Origin of the sequence: Cobetia sp. MM1IDA2H-1 (assembly GCF_002916775.2) — a bacterium.
GTDB lineage: Bacteria > Pseudomonadota > Gammaproteobacteria > Pseudomonadales > Halomonadaceae > Cobetia > Cobetia marina.
Window position 1 is genome coordinate 2,148,102 of record NZ_CM133225.1, and the last position, 14,406, is coordinate 2,162,507.

Consider the following 14,406-nt stretch of genomic DNA (forward strand, 5'->3'; position numbering starts at 1 on the left):
GCCTCTATCTGGACTCTGGTCGAGACACTGGCGGACGAGGACGTCAAACCGGCTCATGTCTCTCTTATGAAAACGATCAAAGACTTCCATCGACAGCCAATTCACCTCTCGCCTCGCTCAGCGCTTTCTGGGCTTCCGTCAATTTCTTCTCTTTCTTCTCTATCTTGTCCTTGTCACCATCCGACAAGGCGTCTTCCAGCTCCTGTCGACGCTCCCCGACCTCCTCCTCCCTTTCGCGGATCTTCTGCTCTCTTTCCTTGTGCAAGGTGGATTCATCACAGCCATTTTCCACAGCCGCGAGCGCTTTCTTCAAGCCTTCCACCTTATGGGCATTTCCCTGCGCATTGGCATCCTCGAGCTCCTGCTTGATCGAATCTGCCTTGTCCTGACAACCACTCACGAGTTCTGGAGAGGCCGCGGACACGGAAGATGCCAAGGCACTCAGCCCCATGGCAATCAATGCCAATGCGATAGCTCGGCCGAGGGTAGCGTCTCTGGACATGATCTTTTCCTGGGTGGGGGGGTCTCGACCCACCAGTACCGTAATCGCTAATAGAAGACAAGCGAGAAGCACTGTCACGAGTTCACTGACAGCCAGCCATTGCACCAGGAAACCACAGAACCTGGAAACCACAGAACCTGGAGACCGGCATCCATGCCCGCGAACCGATAGCCCCTTGAACCACCAGAGGGTCGAGCGAAAGATCGTCAGCAAGTGAGCAAGGACGAAATTATGACAATAAAGTAGAACGAGAGGACGAGAGGACGAGAGGACGAGAGGACGAGAGGACGAGAGCAGAAGGATAGCGCTCGAGAAAGGACAACAGACCATGAGCGCTGCCAGCGCTCTGAAAGAACGCAAAGAAGCCAGCTCAATGAGCTGGCTTCTTTGCAACGATGACCGAATGAACTTGGATCATATAGGGATCATCGTTCGGAATTCAGAGGCTTTCAAGCGAATGAAAATCTTCTGACCCCCTTCAATTCTGGTCGGGACGACAGGATTCGAACCTGCGACCTCTGCAACCCCATTGCAGCGCGCTACCAAGCTGCGCCACGTCCCGACTTCGTCCTTGAAAGGCTTCCCCCTCAAGACGAGACGTAATGTACCGCATTGATCTCAAAAAGAAAAGCCCGATATGAACATTTCTTGTCATTCGTCGCGCAAGCGCGTGACTCGCGACCCGTGGCGCTCCGGAAAAGATTGAATTCTCCCATGGGACGAACCATGTTCTAGTCATGACCCCATCAGTACCACTTGATAGGAAGGATGACATGGCGAACGTTCATTTCACTCTCACGACGCACCTGAAGAACGGGCAAACCGTCAGCGGCGACCCGGTCAAGGTCAGTGCCAGTAGCACGCCGCAAACGGGCAACACGATACAGAAAGGGGACTGGCCGGCACTGGACGCCCTGTCACCCAACTTCCCCGTCACCGTCACGAAAGTGGAAGAAGATGATGACGGCAACACCCTCGTGGCACTCACCGAGTCGGACAAGCCTGACCCCTCGGACCCGGACAGCTATCGCTACACGCCGTGGAAATAGCCCCGGACAGGCAGCCACACGAGAAAAGATGCATCGGCCAGCCATTGGCAGTATCGTCCAGGCAGCATGAGGACTATCTCATGAAAGCCGAGCCTGTCGCCGGGCCACTGCTGCCCTGCCGCCTGTCATCGAGGACAGGCGGCCCCTGAGGCGATGGTGAGTCACGCTCCCCGCACAGGCGAGAAACGTTGGGGCACAGTGAAACCGGAAACGGCTTTCCTCAAGTAGGCTGACACTGAACAACGACCAACGTCACATGAGCCTTCATCATCAGCCGATGCCTGAAGCATCCGATTGGCCCAATTACCGTCGAGGTACCATGACTCGTCTTGCAAAAATGGTAGGCACCAGCTGGCGCTGGTTGGTTGGCGAGAATGGCTCCGCACGACAGATTCTGCACCACGGGTTTCTGGTATCCGCCGTCCTGATCGGCCTGTTTTCCGCTGTCTTCAACTATCTGATGGAGCTGACGGTCCCCGCGTACAGCGTGGCGCTTGCCGTCATCAGTCTGATGGTCATGGTGATGTGGTATCGCTCACGTTTCCACGGGGAGTTCAGCCGTATGTCCTGGCTGTTCTGCACGCTGGTGACCTTCGTGATGCTGCCGGGCAACTGGGTCTTCAATCACGGCGCCTCGGGCCCGACGCTGCTGTTCTATCTCATGGCCGCCGCTTACGTGCTGGGGGTTCTCCCGCCGGACCGTCTGCGTCGTGGCGTCATCATCAGCGGCCTGATGCTGATGCCCTGGATTCTGCTGTGGGGGGAGATGGCCAACCCGCAACTGGTCTCCTCCTACGCGAGTACCGCGATGCGCAGCCTGGACATGGGGGTCAGCTATACCCTGGCGTTCGGACTGCTGAGCCTCGTGATCGCCGGTTATGCCAAGCGCATTCGAGAGGAGCGTGATCTGGCACGCGCCTATGCAAAGAAGCTTGAGCGCCTGAGCCGACTGGACAGTCTGACCGGGCTCTACAATCACCGCACCATCCATGAACACGCCGAACACCACCTCAGCGGACGCGACATCAGCTGTCTGCTGATCTGTGATCTGGATCACTTCAAGCAGATCAATGATGCCCACGGCCACCCCTACGGCGACCAGGTCCTGGCGCACTTCTCGATGCACATCCAGACGTTGAGCCGAGAATACTCAGGCAAGGCCGGGCGTTATGGGGGAGAGGAATTCATGATCCTGCTGCCGGGCAATCTTGCCGTGGCCCGAGAATTCGATCGCCAGTTGCGTGAAAGCTGTGAGGCGTCTCCCCTGGCCCACGGCGTGATCCGCTTCAGTACCGGGGTCAGTGAACGGCGCCATCCGGATACCCTCAGCAGCTGGGTGCAACGCAGCGACGAGGCGCTCTACCACGCCAAGGCCAGCGGCCGTGATCAACTCATCGTCGATCACGACATCAGCATGGTGTGAGGCCAGGCCTCTCCGGCAGTCAGACTTGCCTGCGTTGCGAGCCGTTCGCCACGATGCACCCCCTACGATTCGCCCTCTACGAGACAGCCCCCGCAAATCAAGATTTGCGGGGGCTGTCTCGTGGTATCTGACCTGAAGGTTCAGGGGCAGTCAGCCAGTGCCGCGAACGGCATGTCGCTCAGCGCTCCCCTTTCAGCCACTCCAGATTGATCTCGTGCTGCCCATTGTCATCGGTGATGAAGATGGTGCCCTCGGAGATCATCATGGTCCACTTGATGTTGCGTGGCAGGGATTCGGTGATGGCGTCCAGTGCGCCCTCAGGAACCGCGGCAATGCTCAGATTGGACAGTCCAGCCACTGCCGGCACCACCTTGGTTTCCCAGACGCGCAGGCTACCGTAGGCGAGCAGCGAGGTGCGCTCGGTGCGCCGCGAACACCAGGTCAGGCGCTCGGCATCCGGCTGGCCGACTTCGATCCAGTGCAGCACGCGGCCATCCAGGCTCTTCTCCCACAGCGCCGGTTCATCGACGTCCGACAGACCACGCCCGAATGCGATGTTCTCGCTGTACCACAGCGCATGGCCCAACAGGCGAACACACAGACGCAGCTCGGTTTCAGAGGGGTGACGGGCAACGGTAAAACGCAGGGTCTCGTAGACACCACGATCAAGGTCGGTCAGCGAGAGATCAACCTTGTAAGGCGTGGAAGACAGGGCCATGAAAGTCTCTTATTGAAAAGCGGATGCTCGGCAGGACATCTCCCGCCAGCGACCCACGCAGCCAGGACAAGCCTGTCTGCGTGGCGATGAAAGCGCAGAGTCTACCCTAGCCGGCGCCGCAACGCTTGCGACGAGCGTCAAAGCCCTGACGCTGCATGCCTCACCCCAGCAGACGCGCGACCACGCCATCCGCCGCCGCGAGGCCTTCCAGCGACTCACGCGCAAGGATGAGCTCACGCCCGAGTGCCAGGGCACGGCGCTCGGAACGCGCCCGCACGGCATCATCGTTGATCGACTCAAGCTCCAGCACGTGCGCAAGTCCGATGGTGCGACGAATCAACTCACAGCCCGCATAACCCAACGCATCACGCAGGATACGGCTCAGCAATCGTTCCGCCACCCCGGGTGCCGCAAAGCTGGCATCCGACGTGTGGGCAGCCTGCTCACGATACTCGCGGGCAAAGCTTTCCCAACTGGCGACCGCCTGGGCACGCAACTGCGCCACATAGTCACGCCTGTCGCCCTCCTCACCCTCGAGTTCGGTATGCGCGCAGGCTGCCAGCCACAGCGCCGCCAGCCAGCTGCCGATATCGAAGCCCGCCGGACCGAAGAAGCCGAATTCCGGGTCGATGACCTTGGTGCTGTCTTCTCGCACGAAGATCGATCCCGCATGCAGGTCGCCATGCAGCAGCGCCTCGGGCGTGGACAGGAAGCGCTGCTTGAGCTCCGCCACTTCCACTTTGAGTGCCGCGTCCTGCCACAGGGCTTCGGCATCGCTGCGCAGCGCCGGATTGATGCTGTTGCGCTCGTGATCGCAGAAAGGATCCACGAAGAACAGGTCTTCCGTAATCTTGCATTGATCGGGATTGGTGAAGCGTGCGACGCGCGCCTTCTTGTCGTGGGCATCGAGTGCCAGATCACTGCTGCGATAGAGCGTCGTGGCCAGAAAATGCCCCATCTGCGCGCCCAGCTCAGGTAACACTGTGCGCTCAAGGAAGGCGTGTCGCAGATTGCGGTGATCGCCGATATCTTCCATCACGATCGCCGAGCGGGCTTCCTCGAAGTGATAGAGCGCCGGCACCAGCTCAGGCGCACAATCGGCCTCGAACTGCAGCGTCTCGGCCTCGATGCGCACCCGCACCAGCGACAGCGGCCAGCTTTCGCCGATGATGCGCACCCAGGGCAGCCCCTGCTTGACGATCACCGAGGTTGAGCGGTCCGGCGTGCAGACGCGATAGACATAGTTGATGTTGCCATCGCCGATCTCCTCGACCAGCAGGTCACTGGCCGTCGCAAAGCCCGGCAACTGATCATTGACATGCAGGCGTGCGAAGGCAATGACATCAGCGTCATCCCGGAATTGATACTCGATGGAAGGTGCCTGGCTGGCGTGAGGGTCTTGAACGGTCATGGCAGGTCTCAGCGCGGAATCATGAAGCCGCCGTCCTGGATGCCCTCTCCAATGCATGGCGAGAGAAGCATCCAGGCTCTCAGTTTATTCCAAAAAGAAATAAACAGGCGATTAGTTATAGCGAGAAGATGCCTGCAATGGCCACGAATGACAAGACCTGCCGAGTGAGTTTCGTTCAACTCGGCAGGCGGCAGGTTCATGCAGTGTGCGGGGTCACTGGATCGGGGCCAGCAGATAGGCCGCCCGCGACACCAGCTTGCGCCACATGGGCCGCGCCTCCAGCTCCTCGCAGCTGATCTCGCGACAATGACGGAAGTCCTCTTCGAGCATGGCCTCCACCTCTGCCGCGAACTGGTGATCCGGCACGAAGGCCGTGACCTCGAAGTTCAGACGGAAGGAGCGATTGTCGAGGTTGACCGTCCCGATGGTCGCCGTGTGGCTATCCATCAACATCACCTTCTGATGCAGAAAGCCCGGCTGATAGCGGAAGACGCGCACGCCCGAGCGAATCATGTCGGAGAGGAACGAGAAGGCCGACAGGAACACCAACAGATGATCGGGACGTTCGGGGATCATCACCCGCACATCCACGCCTCTCAGCGCTGCCAGCTTCAAGGCATCCTGCACGCCCTGGTCCGGCACGAAATAGGGGCTGGTGATCCAGATGCGGCTGACCGAGGAGTGGATGGCCTGCTGAACCAGCAAACTGGCTGTCTCGCGACGGTCCGCCGGGCCGGAAGGCACGATCACCACGTGCTGACATTCTTCACAGCTGATGCGCGGCTCCCACTCCAGCGACAGCACCTCGCCAGTCGCCCAGTGCCAGTCCTCCCAGAAGGCCTCCTGCAGCCCCATCACGCTGGGTCCTTCCAGCTTGAGGTGAGTATCGCGCCAGGCGCCGTAGCGTTCGGAATGGCCCAGATACTCATTGCCCACATTCAGCCCGCCGACAAAGCCCACTCGGCCGTCGATGACGGTGATCTTGCGGTGATTGCGGAAGTTGATCTGGAAGCGGTGCCGCCAGCCCCGCGAAGAGTTGAAGGCACTCACCTCGCAGCCGGATTCCAGCAGATCATTGAGGTACCCATCCGGCAGCTTGCGCGAGCCGATCTCGTCATACAGGAAACAGACCCGCACGCCACGTTCGGCACGCTTCATCAGAGCCTGCTTGAGCCGTACACCGAGCTCATCATTCCGCACGATGAAGAACTGGATGAGGATGTAATCCTCGGCCGCCTTGATGGCCGCGAACAGGGCATCGAACGTCTCCTCGCCATTGATCAACAGCTTGGCGCGATTGCCGGTGGTCACCGGCATCATCGCCAGACGTTCGATGGCATCCAGGTGCGTGGGGTTGCCGCCCAGCGGACGCGAGAGCCAGGGGGAGAGCTTGGGACGAAAACGCATCAAGACGCGTCGCATCGTCGAGTCACGCTCCTCGCGGGCACTGACATAGCCATAGAAACGGGGACGCCCGAATACCCAGTAAAGCGGCAGGGCGACGTAGGGGAAGGTCAGCAGACACAGAATCCAGGCAATCGCACCCTGTGAGGTACGACTGGACATCAGGGCCATGACGGCGGTCATCGCACCCAGAATGTGACTGCTCAACAGCAGAAAGCCAAGTAACCAGGCGGTCATTGCAGCTCCATTGCAGGCGTCAGGGTCGCCAGATTATGCCACAGCTGCGCTGGCAACGATGCCTCGGCGTGGCAGAGTCCAGATGCGCAGAACCCCGCCGATGTCATGACACGGGCGGGGTTCCTGGCTCATGTCCTCAGGGACATGACGTGCACATCACGCAGACGGCCTTCAGGCGCGGCTGGCGATGATTTCCTTCCACTTGGCCGGGCCGGTCTGGTGCACGGAGACACCTGCACTATCGACCGCCACGGTGACCGGCATGTCCTCGACCTCGAATTCGTAGATCGCTTCCATCCCCAGGTCTTCAAACGCCAGCACGCGGGACTTCTTGATCGCCTGGGCGACCAGGTAGGCGGCGCCGCCGACCGCCATCAGGTAGCTGGACTTGTTGTCACGGATGGCGTCGATCGCGGTCGGGCCACGCTCGGCCTTGCCGACCATGCCCAACAGGCCGGTCTCTTCCAGTAGCGTACGCGTGAACTTGTCCATGCGGGTCGCGGTAGTCGGGCCAGCCGGACCGACGACTTCGTCACGGATCGGATCGACCGGGCCGACGTAGTAGATGAAGCGACCTTTCAGATCCACCGGCAGCTGCTCACCCCGTGCCAGCATCTCGGTCATGCGCTTGTGGGCCGCATCACGGCCGGTCAGCAGCTTGCCGTTGAGCAGCAGGGTGTCGCCCGGCTGCCAGCTCTGCACTTCCTCGGGCGTCACGGTGTCGAGGTTGACGCGCTTGACGCTGTCGCCCGCTTCACGGGTGATTTCCGGCCAGTCCTCGAGCTTCGGTGCCGGCAGTTCTGCCGCGCCGCTGCCATCCAGGGTGAAGTGCACGTGACGGGTCGCCGCGCAGTTCGGGATGATCGCCACCGGCTTGTTGGCCGCGTGGGTCGGGTAATCCATGACCTTGATGTCGAGCACGGTGGTCAGACCGCCGAGGCCCTGTGCGCCGACACCCGTCGCGTTGACCTTCTCGAACAGCTCGAGACGGATCTCTTCGGCACGGTTGGAGGCACCACGCTTCTGCAGTTCCTGGATATCGATCGGCTCTAGCAGGGATTCCTTGGCCAGCTGCATCGCCTTCTCGGCGGTACCGCCGATGCCGATGCCCAGCATGCCGGGCGGACACCAGCCAGCGCCCATCTTCGGAATCTGTTCCAGCACCCAGTCGACCACGGAGTCGGAGGGGTTGAGCATCGCGAACTTGGACTTGGCTTCGCTGCCGCCGCCCTTGGCCGCGACGTGGATCTCGACGGTATCCCCCGGCACCAGCTTGTGGTGGATGATGGCCGGCGTGTTGTCCTTGGTGTTGGCACGCTTGCCGTCCGGGTCTGCCAGCACGGAGGCGCGCAGCACGTTGTCCGGCAGCAGATAGGCGCGGCGGACGCCTTCGTTGACCATGTCATCCAGGCTCATCTCGGCCTCGAAGCGCACGTTCATGCCGACATGGACGAAGACGGTGACGATACCGGTGTCCTGACAGATGGGACGATGACCCAGGGCACACATCCGGGAGTTGATCAGAATCTGCGCGATGGCATCCTTGGCGGCCGGATTCTCCTCACGCTCGTACGCCGCGTTCATGGCGTCGATGAAGTCCTTCGGATGGTAGTAGGAGATGTACTGCAGCGCGTCGGCGACGCTCTGGATCAGGTCATCCTGGCGGATCACGGTCATCAGGATCGGCTCCTCAAGGGCAAGCGATGGAAAAGACAGGCACACTGGCGCCCAGGGCGTCAGGCCGATTACTGTTGTCAGGTACAGAAATCGCGCCACCATGGGGCGGGCGCCGGGTCAGGTGGCCGGGATTATACCTCAAGCGAGCACGCGGCGGCAGAGCGAATCCTGCAACCCGCATGTCAGGACATCCCAGCTCATCCAGCGCAAATGTCGGGCATGGAGACTGCCATCATGCCCCGCGCGATGACCCCCGATTCACTGCCACCTCTTCACTGCCACTTCCCCTCACGAGCGACTCATGACATCAGGCTTCAACGCGTTTCGCCCTCTCACCTGCTTGACGATAGCCTCGCTGACGCTGCTGTCGGGCTGCATGCAGCATTCCCGGTCGGACACTGACGAGGCCTCAGGGAGCTATCAGCGGATGGAGGCCAGCACCGAGAGTCAAAGCAATTCTCGCGTGCGCCATCTGGTTCTGCATTACACCGATGATGACCTCACAGGCTCTCTGATCAGCCTTACCGGCGCTGACGTCAGCGCGCATTACCTGCTCTCGGCACCTGCAGATGGCGAAGCGCTTCCCCGTGTCTACCCGCTGGTGTCAGAGAACCGCCGCGCCTGGCACGCCGGCATCAGCCAGTGGGGTGAGCGCGGCAACCTCAACGACACCTCCATCGGCATCGAGATGGTCAATGCCGGGCCCGAAGCGCTCACGCCCCTGGCACCCGGGCAGACGGAGACCCGAGCTTCCGGCGTGGCAAGGCGCTGGTCCCCTGATCGGCACTTCGCGGCCTGGAACGAACAGCAGATCGCGGCCTTGATCGCGCTGGCCTCCCCCATTGTGCGCCGCCATGACATCAAGGCGGGGGATGTCGTCGGACATTCCGACATCGCCCCGGACCGCAAGACCGACCCGGGCCCGCGCTTCCCCTGGCGCCGTCTGCATGAAGCCGGCATCGGGGCCTGGCCACGGGATGCCGACGTCAGCTGCTTTCGACGACAGATGGCCAGCGATGGACTGCCCGCGGAGAAGACCTTGATCGCGGCGCTCGCCCGCTATGGTTATCCAGTGGAGGCCGAGCGGCCCTGGATGGCGATCGCCGCGTTTCAGGCACACTTCCGCCCCGGGGCCATCAGTGGCCAGTTTGATGCGGAAAGCGCCGCGATCCTGCTGGCCCTCAACACGCGCTATCGCCAATCGACGACCTGTCAGGCCCGGTGAACCGGGGAATTTCCGTCATCCAATCGTCATTCATCTGTCACATTGCTGCCGCAGCATCGACACTTCCCTGACACCTGGAGCGGTGTTGCATGGCACTTTACCAACGGCCGTCTACTCTGGGTACAGACATGACCAGAGAGGGTCATGGATCCAAACGCTTGCGACTGGCGAGGAGACGCCGGAACCCCCATCCCGATGAGGTTCATCATGGCCGATAACATTCTCAGTGCAGTACCCGATACGGCAGACGACATGCCAACCACCCCTCTCCCCGGAGCGCTCGGGTTCGTCGTCTGTGATGACAAGCGCATCTATGGGGCAGGCATGAGCGAGGAAGACTGTCTCGACAATGCCCTTGAATGCCTGTGCGGCTTCTGTGAGCGCCGCGCGCTCAAGAAGATGCTGGAACTGTGTCAATCCGGTGTGCGCTATCCGCTGCGCCAGCTTCCGGCCAGCCAGGCCTGCGTGAGCAATTGCCAGGTCTCCGGCCCCACCGATCATTATCGTATCCATGACGGCGTCGCCTATGCTCCCGAAGAATTCGTGACACCTCTCTCGGCGTAAGCCATTCACGCCACTTTTACCCGCCCCCTGGCTCGCACCCTGCATCGCATCCTCAAGAAAGCGCCCCTGCCACCGAGAGTTCAGTGACAGGGGCGCGTTCTGTTGCATTGCCATCCTCTGGTGAGACGCGACAGCGAATCACGTGCCGGGCCTCTCAACCGCCGAGATAGGCGCGACGCACGTCGTCATTGGCCAGCAGCGCCTTGCCGCTGTCCGCCAGCACGACACGTCCGTGTTCCAGTACATAGCCGCGATCGGCGATCGACAGGGCGCGATGCGCATTCTGCTCCACCAGGAAGATGGTGGTGCCCTGCTCACGCAGCTGCTCGACGATCTCGAAGATCTGCCCGATCACGATGGGTGCCAGCCCCAGCGAGGGTTCATCCAGCAGCAGAAGTCGCGGCCGACTCATCAAGGCACGCCCGATGGCCAACATCTGCTGCTCGCCACCGGACATGGTGCCGCCGCGCTGATGGAAGCGCTCCTTGAGGCGCGGGAAGAGCCCCAGCACATGCTCGATGCTGCGTTCGTTCTCCTCCTTGCTCTGGTAATAGCCGCCCATGGCAAGATTCTCCTCCACCGTCATGCCGGTGAAGATGCGGCGACCTTCCGGCACCACCGACAGGCCACCACGCATCACGCGCGCCGTGGGTGTGCCGGTGATCTCCTCGCCCTCGAACCACACCCGCCCGCTGGTCGGACGCGGATCGCCACAGATCGACTTCAAAAGCGTCGTCTTGCCGGCGCCGTTGGCGCCGATCAGCGTCACGATCTCGCCCTGCCCCACGGCCAGCGAGACATCATTGAGCGCCTGCACCGGCCCGTAATGTGTCGTCAGGTGCTCGAGCGCCAGCATGGCATCCCGCGGCGCGAGTGCCTCGCTGGCAGGCACGGTCTCTGGCATGACTGCATCAACATGCTCACTCATGCTCATTCCTCCCCCAGATAGGCCTTGATCACGGCATCGTTGCGTCGAATGTCATCCGGGCAGCCATCCGCCAGCGGCTGACCCTGATTGACCACGTAGATGTGATCCGAGATGCCCATCACCAGACTCATGTCATGCTCGATCAACAGCACCGAGATACCCTCATCGCGGGTCAGGCTGACGATCAGATCATCGAGATCCCGGGTCTCGTTGGGGTTGAGGCCGGCCGCCGGCTCATCCAGCATCAGCAGCCGTGGCCTGGCCACCATGCATCGCGCGATCTCGAGTCGCCGCTGCTGCCCATAGGCCAGATTGCCGGCCTCGCGATTGGCGAATTCGAGCAGACCGACACGCTCCAGCCAGTCACCGGCATGCTGCATCAGCGCCTTTTCACTGCGACGATAGCCCGGCGTCTTGAACAGGCCCTTGAGGAGATTGCGTTCGGCGTGCATGTGCTGCGCCACCAGCAGGTTCTCGATGACCGTCATCTCCTTGAACAACCGCACGTTCTGGAAGGTGCGTACCATGCCAGCCTGGGCGATCCGGTACCCCGGCAGGCGATGCATGGCGCGATTCTGGAAATACACCTCGCCGCCGGTGGGCTGATAGAAGCCGGAGATACAGTTGAAGACGGTGGTCTTGCCCGCACCATTCGGTCCGATGACCGATACCACCTCGCCCGGATGTACCTCAAGCGTCACGCCGTCCACGGCCTTGAGGCCACCGAACTGCATGGTGAGATCACGTACATCCAGCAGCGGTGCCCCGCCCTCGGCGCGTGCCTGGCGGTGTGAGGAAGCGGCTGGCGCCTCATTGTCGAATGCTTGCTTGTCATGTGCGTCAGCCACGGTCGAGCTCCATCTGCGGTCGTTTGAGCGGCACCAGGCCTTGAGGACGCCACACCATCATCAGCACCATCATCAGCCCGAACAGCAACATGCGATATTCATTGAACTCACGGGCCAGCTCCGGCAACAGCGTCATGGCGATCGCCGCCAGGATGACGCCCAGCTGGGAGCCCATTCCGCCCAGCACCACGATGGCGAGAATGATCGCCGACTCGATGAAGGTGAAGGACTCGGGACTGATGAAGCCCTGACGCGCGGCGAAGAAGGCACCGGCGAAGCCCGCGAAACTCGCCCCGATCGTGAAGGCCGAGAGCTTGATGCCGGTGGGATTCATGCCCAGTGAACGGCAGGCGATGTCATCCTCGCGCAGCGCCTCCCACGCCCGCCCGATGGGCATGCGCAACAGCCGATAGATCACGAACAGCGTGATCAGCACCAGGATCAAGGCCAGCAGGTACAGATAGATCACCTTGAAGGCCGGGTCGTAGTCGATGCCGAAGAACTCATGGAAGGCGATGTTGCCCTCATCGGCTCGCCGCGAGAACTCGAGATTGAAGAAGGTCGGCTTGGGTATGCGCGCGATGCCATTCGGGCCGCCGGTCAGCTCCGTCCAGTTGTTGAGCAGGATACGGATGATCTCGCCGAAGCCCAGCGTCACGATGGCCAGGTAGTCACCCCGCAGCCGCAGCACGGGGAAGCCGAGCAGATAGCCGAACAGCGCCGTCATCAACCCCGCGATGGGCAGCGCTTCCCAGAAGCTGAAGCCCAGATAGCTGTTGAGCAGTGCGTAGGTATAGGCTCCGACCGCATAGAAGCCCACATAACCGAGATCCAGCAGCCCCGCGAGACCCACCACCACGTTGAGCCCCAGGCCCAGCATGATGTAGATCAGCGTCAGGGTCGCGAGATCCACCGCCGAGCGGTTGGACAGAAACGGGAAGATCAGCAACGCACCGATGGCCAGCATGATCCACAGCTGACGCTTCTGACCGCTCATCACGTCGGGGACGCGGAAACGTGATGGCTTGCGGGTACGCGCACGCCATTCCTCGATCTGTGGCCGCACCAGCTGGTGCAGGAAGACGGCCAGTGACGCGGCCAGCAACCAGCCCCAGGTGTCCATGCCCATCAAGCGTACCGTGGTGGTGATACCGGTGGACTCGAGCTGAACCCCCAGTACCGAGCCACCCAGCACGAGAGTCAACACGGCGGCCGCAAGTGCCGACCACCAGGGACGACGATAGGAGGGCTGTGGCGGAATCGTCTCGGCGGGCGAGGTGCCCGCTGTCTTCAGAGTCTGTTTCGCAAGCTTGGGCATCAGATCTTCTCCACTTCGGGCTTGCCGAGAATCCCGGAGGGACGGAACAGCAGAATCAGGATCAGCAGTCCGAAGGCCACCACGTCCTTGTATTCCGTGGACAGATAGCCGCCGGTCAGCGCCTCCGCGACGCCCAGCAGCAGGCCACCCAGCATCGCGCCGGGGATACTGCCGATACCGCCCAGCACCGCCGCCGTGAACGCCTTGAGCCCGGCCAGGAAGCCGATGTAGGGATTGACCACGCCGTAGTACATGCCGAGCAGCAGTCCCGCCACGGCGGCAAGCGCCGCCCCGATCACGAAGGTCATCGAGATGATCATGTCAGTATTGATGCCCAGCAGACGCGCCATGCCGGCATCCTGGGAGCAGGCACGACAGGCACGCCCCAGGCGCGAGCGCGAGATGAACGACGACAGCAGCAGCATGCACACCAGCGTGACGCTGAAGATGATCACCTGCATGTAGGACAGATTGACCGCGAAGCTTTCCAGCCCGAACTCCCAGCCGCCCGGGATCAGGCTGGAGATCGCCATGTCCCGCGAGCCCTGGGCCAGACGCATGTAGTTCTGCAGGAAGATCGACATGCCGATCGCCGAGATCAGCGCGATCAGACGCTTGGAGCCTCGCACCGGGCGATAGGCCACCCGCTCCACGGCGAAACCGTAGGCACAGGACACCAGCACCGCCACCAGCAAGGCGGCCGCCATCAGAAAGAAGGGGTTGGCGATGCCCAGCATGCCCAGCGCCGCGATGACGATGAAGGTCACGTAGGTGCCGATCATGTAGATCTCGCCGTGGGCGAAATTGATCATGCCGATGATGCCGTAGACCATCGTGTAGCCGATGGCGATCAAGGCATAGGTACTGCCGATGGTCAGGCCATTGATGACCTGCTGCAGGAAGTAGAGGATGTCTTCCATTGAAACGACCCTTGGCCGCGACAGTGTTGGGCTTTTGGCCGGAGACTGTCAGGGAAATGCCGCATGCGCGACGACGACGGGAAGGCACGGCGATGTTGCATCGCCATGAACTCGACCGAACGGAGAGGCCCGCCATGCCACGCGGCATGACGGGACAGCGTGTCGGCATTGATCCGCCGGGC

At 61.7% G+C, this 14,406-nt stretch carries 13 protein-coding genes and 1 tRNA gene; 4 read left to right on the forward strand and 10 right to left on the reverse strand.

The window, feature by feature from the left end; genetic code table 11:
* Positions 1 to 76: 76 nt before the first annotated feature.
* Together BOH68_RS09170 and BOH68_RS09175 are read right to left on the reverse strand one after the other, a co-directional pair.
* Positions 77 to 607: a DUF1090 family protein gene (locus tag BOH68_RS09170; protein WP_170877410.1), complete on the reverse strand. Its 531-nt coding sequence runs from the start codon at positions 605 to 607 to the stop codon at positions 77 to 79.
* A gap of 380 nt (positions 608 to 987) precedes the next feature.
* A tRNA-Pro gene (locus BOH68_RS09175) sits at positions 988 to 1,064 on the reverse strand.
* A gap of 211 nt (positions 1,065 to 1,275) precedes the next feature.
* On the opposite strand from BOH68_RS09175, the gene BOH68_RS09180 reads away from it, so the two are divergent.
* Both BOH68_RS09180 and BOH68_RS09185 read left to right on the forward strand, forming a co-directional pair.
* Positions 1,276 to 1,551 (forward strand): hypothetical protein, encoded by a 276-nt coding sequence (locus BOH68_RS09180; RefSeq protein WP_077375930.1) that lies wholly within the window; start codon positions 1,276 to 1,278, stop codon positions 1,549 to 1,551.
* A 319-nt stretch (positions 1,552 to 1,870) separates the two neighbouring features.
* Positions 1,871 to 2,974 (forward strand): GGDEF domain-containing protein, encoded by a 1,104-nt coding sequence (locus tag BOH68_RS09185; RefSeq protein ID WP_127735216.1) that lies wholly within the window; start codon positions 1,871 to 1,873, stop codon positions 2,972 to 2,974.
* A 178-nt stretch (positions 2,975 to 3,152) separates the two neighbouring features.
* Here BOH68_RS09185 and BOH68_RS09190 read toward each other — a convergent pair whose 3' ends face one another.
* From BOH68_RS09190 to BOH68_RS09205, 4 genes are all read right to left on the reverse strand, one after another.
* The gene (locus tag BOH68_RS09190) at positions 3,153 to 3,692 is read right to left on the reverse strand and encodes a YaeQ family protein (protein WP_077375924.1); all 540 of its coding nucleotides are present in this window, start codon (positions 3,690 to 3,692) and stop codon (positions 3,153 to 3,155) included.
* Between the two features lie 160 nt (positions 3,693 to 3,852).
* Positions 3,853 to 5,103 carry an S-methyl-5-thioribose kinase gene (gene mtnK, locus BOH68_RS09195; protein ID WP_077375921.1) on the reverse strand — a complete coding sequence of 417 codons (1,251 nt, stop codon included), beginning with the start codon at positions 5,101 to 5,103 and terminating at the stop codon, positions 3,853 to 3,855.
* Between the two features lie 213 nt (positions 5,104 to 5,316).
* The gene (gene cls, locus BOH68_RS09200) at positions 5,317 to 6,744 is read right to left on the reverse strand and encodes a cardiolipin synthase (protein ID WP_077375918.1); all 1,428 of its coding nucleotides are present in this window, start codon (positions 6,742 to 6,744) and stop codon (positions 5,317 to 5,319) included.
* Positions 6,745 to 6,915: 171 nt separating this feature from the next.
* A complete protein-coding gene (locus tag BOH68_RS09205) occupies positions 6,916 to 8,421 on the reverse strand; it encodes a fumarate hydratase (RefSeq protein WP_077375915.1) in 1,506 nt (501 codons plus the stop codon).
* A gap of 463 nt (positions 8,422 to 8,884) precedes the next feature.
* Here BOH68_RS09205 and BOH68_RS09210 point away from each other — a divergent pair, with 463 nt between their 5' ends.
* Positions 8,885 to 9,646, forward strand: coding sequence for an N-acetylmuramoyl-L-alanine amidase (locus BOH68_RS09210; protein WP_258038248.1), 762 nt, complete (start codon positions 8,885 to 8,887; stop codon positions 9,644 to 9,646).
* A 207-nt stretch (positions 9,647 to 9,853) separates the two neighbouring features.
* Positions 9,854 to 10,210, forward strand: a complete 357-nt coding sequence (locus BOH68_RS09215) for a hypothetical protein (protein WP_077375910.1) — start codon at positions 9,854 to 9,856, stop codon at positions 10,208 to 10,210.
* Between the two features lie 154 nt (positions 10,211 to 10,364).
* Here BOH68_RS09215 and BOH68_RS09220 read toward each other — a convergent pair whose 3' ends face one another.
* The 4 genes from BOH68_RS09220 to livH all read right to left on the reverse strand — a co-directional run bounded on the left by BOH68_RS09220 (position 10,365) and on the right by livH (position 14,224).
* Complete coding sequence (locus BOH68_RS09220; RefSeq protein ID WP_077377287.1) at positions 10,365 to 11,066, reverse strand: ABC transporter ATP-binding protein; 702 nt, start codon at positions 11,064 to 11,066, stop codon at positions 10,365 to 10,367.
* A gap of 74 nt (positions 11,067 to 11,140) precedes the next feature.
* Positions 11,141 to 11,896 carry a high-affinity branched-chain amino acid ABC transporter ATP-binding protein LivG gene (gene livG / locus BOH68_RS09225; RefSeq protein ID WP_255304507.1) on the reverse strand — a complete coding sequence of 252 codons (756 nt, stop codon included), beginning with the start codon at positions 11,894 to 11,896 and terminating at the stop codon, positions 11,141 to 11,143.
* Between the two features lie 82 nt (positions 11,897 to 11,978).
* Entirely contained in the window at positions 11,979 to 13,304 is a 1,326-nt protein-coding gene (locus BOH68_RS09230; RefSeq protein ID WP_077375907.1) for a high-affinity branched-chain amino acid ABC transporter permease LivM, read from the reverse strand.
* Positions 13,304 to 14,224: a high-affinity branched-chain amino acid ABC transporter permease LivH gene (gene livH / locus BOH68_RS09235; protein WP_043336883.1), complete on the reverse strand. Its 921-nt coding sequence runs from the start codon at positions 14,222 to 14,224 to the stop codon at positions 13,304 to 13,306. Before livH ends, BOH68_RS09230 begins: the two co-directional genes overlap by 1 nt.
* Positions 14,225 to 14,406 lie beyond the last annotated feature (182 nt).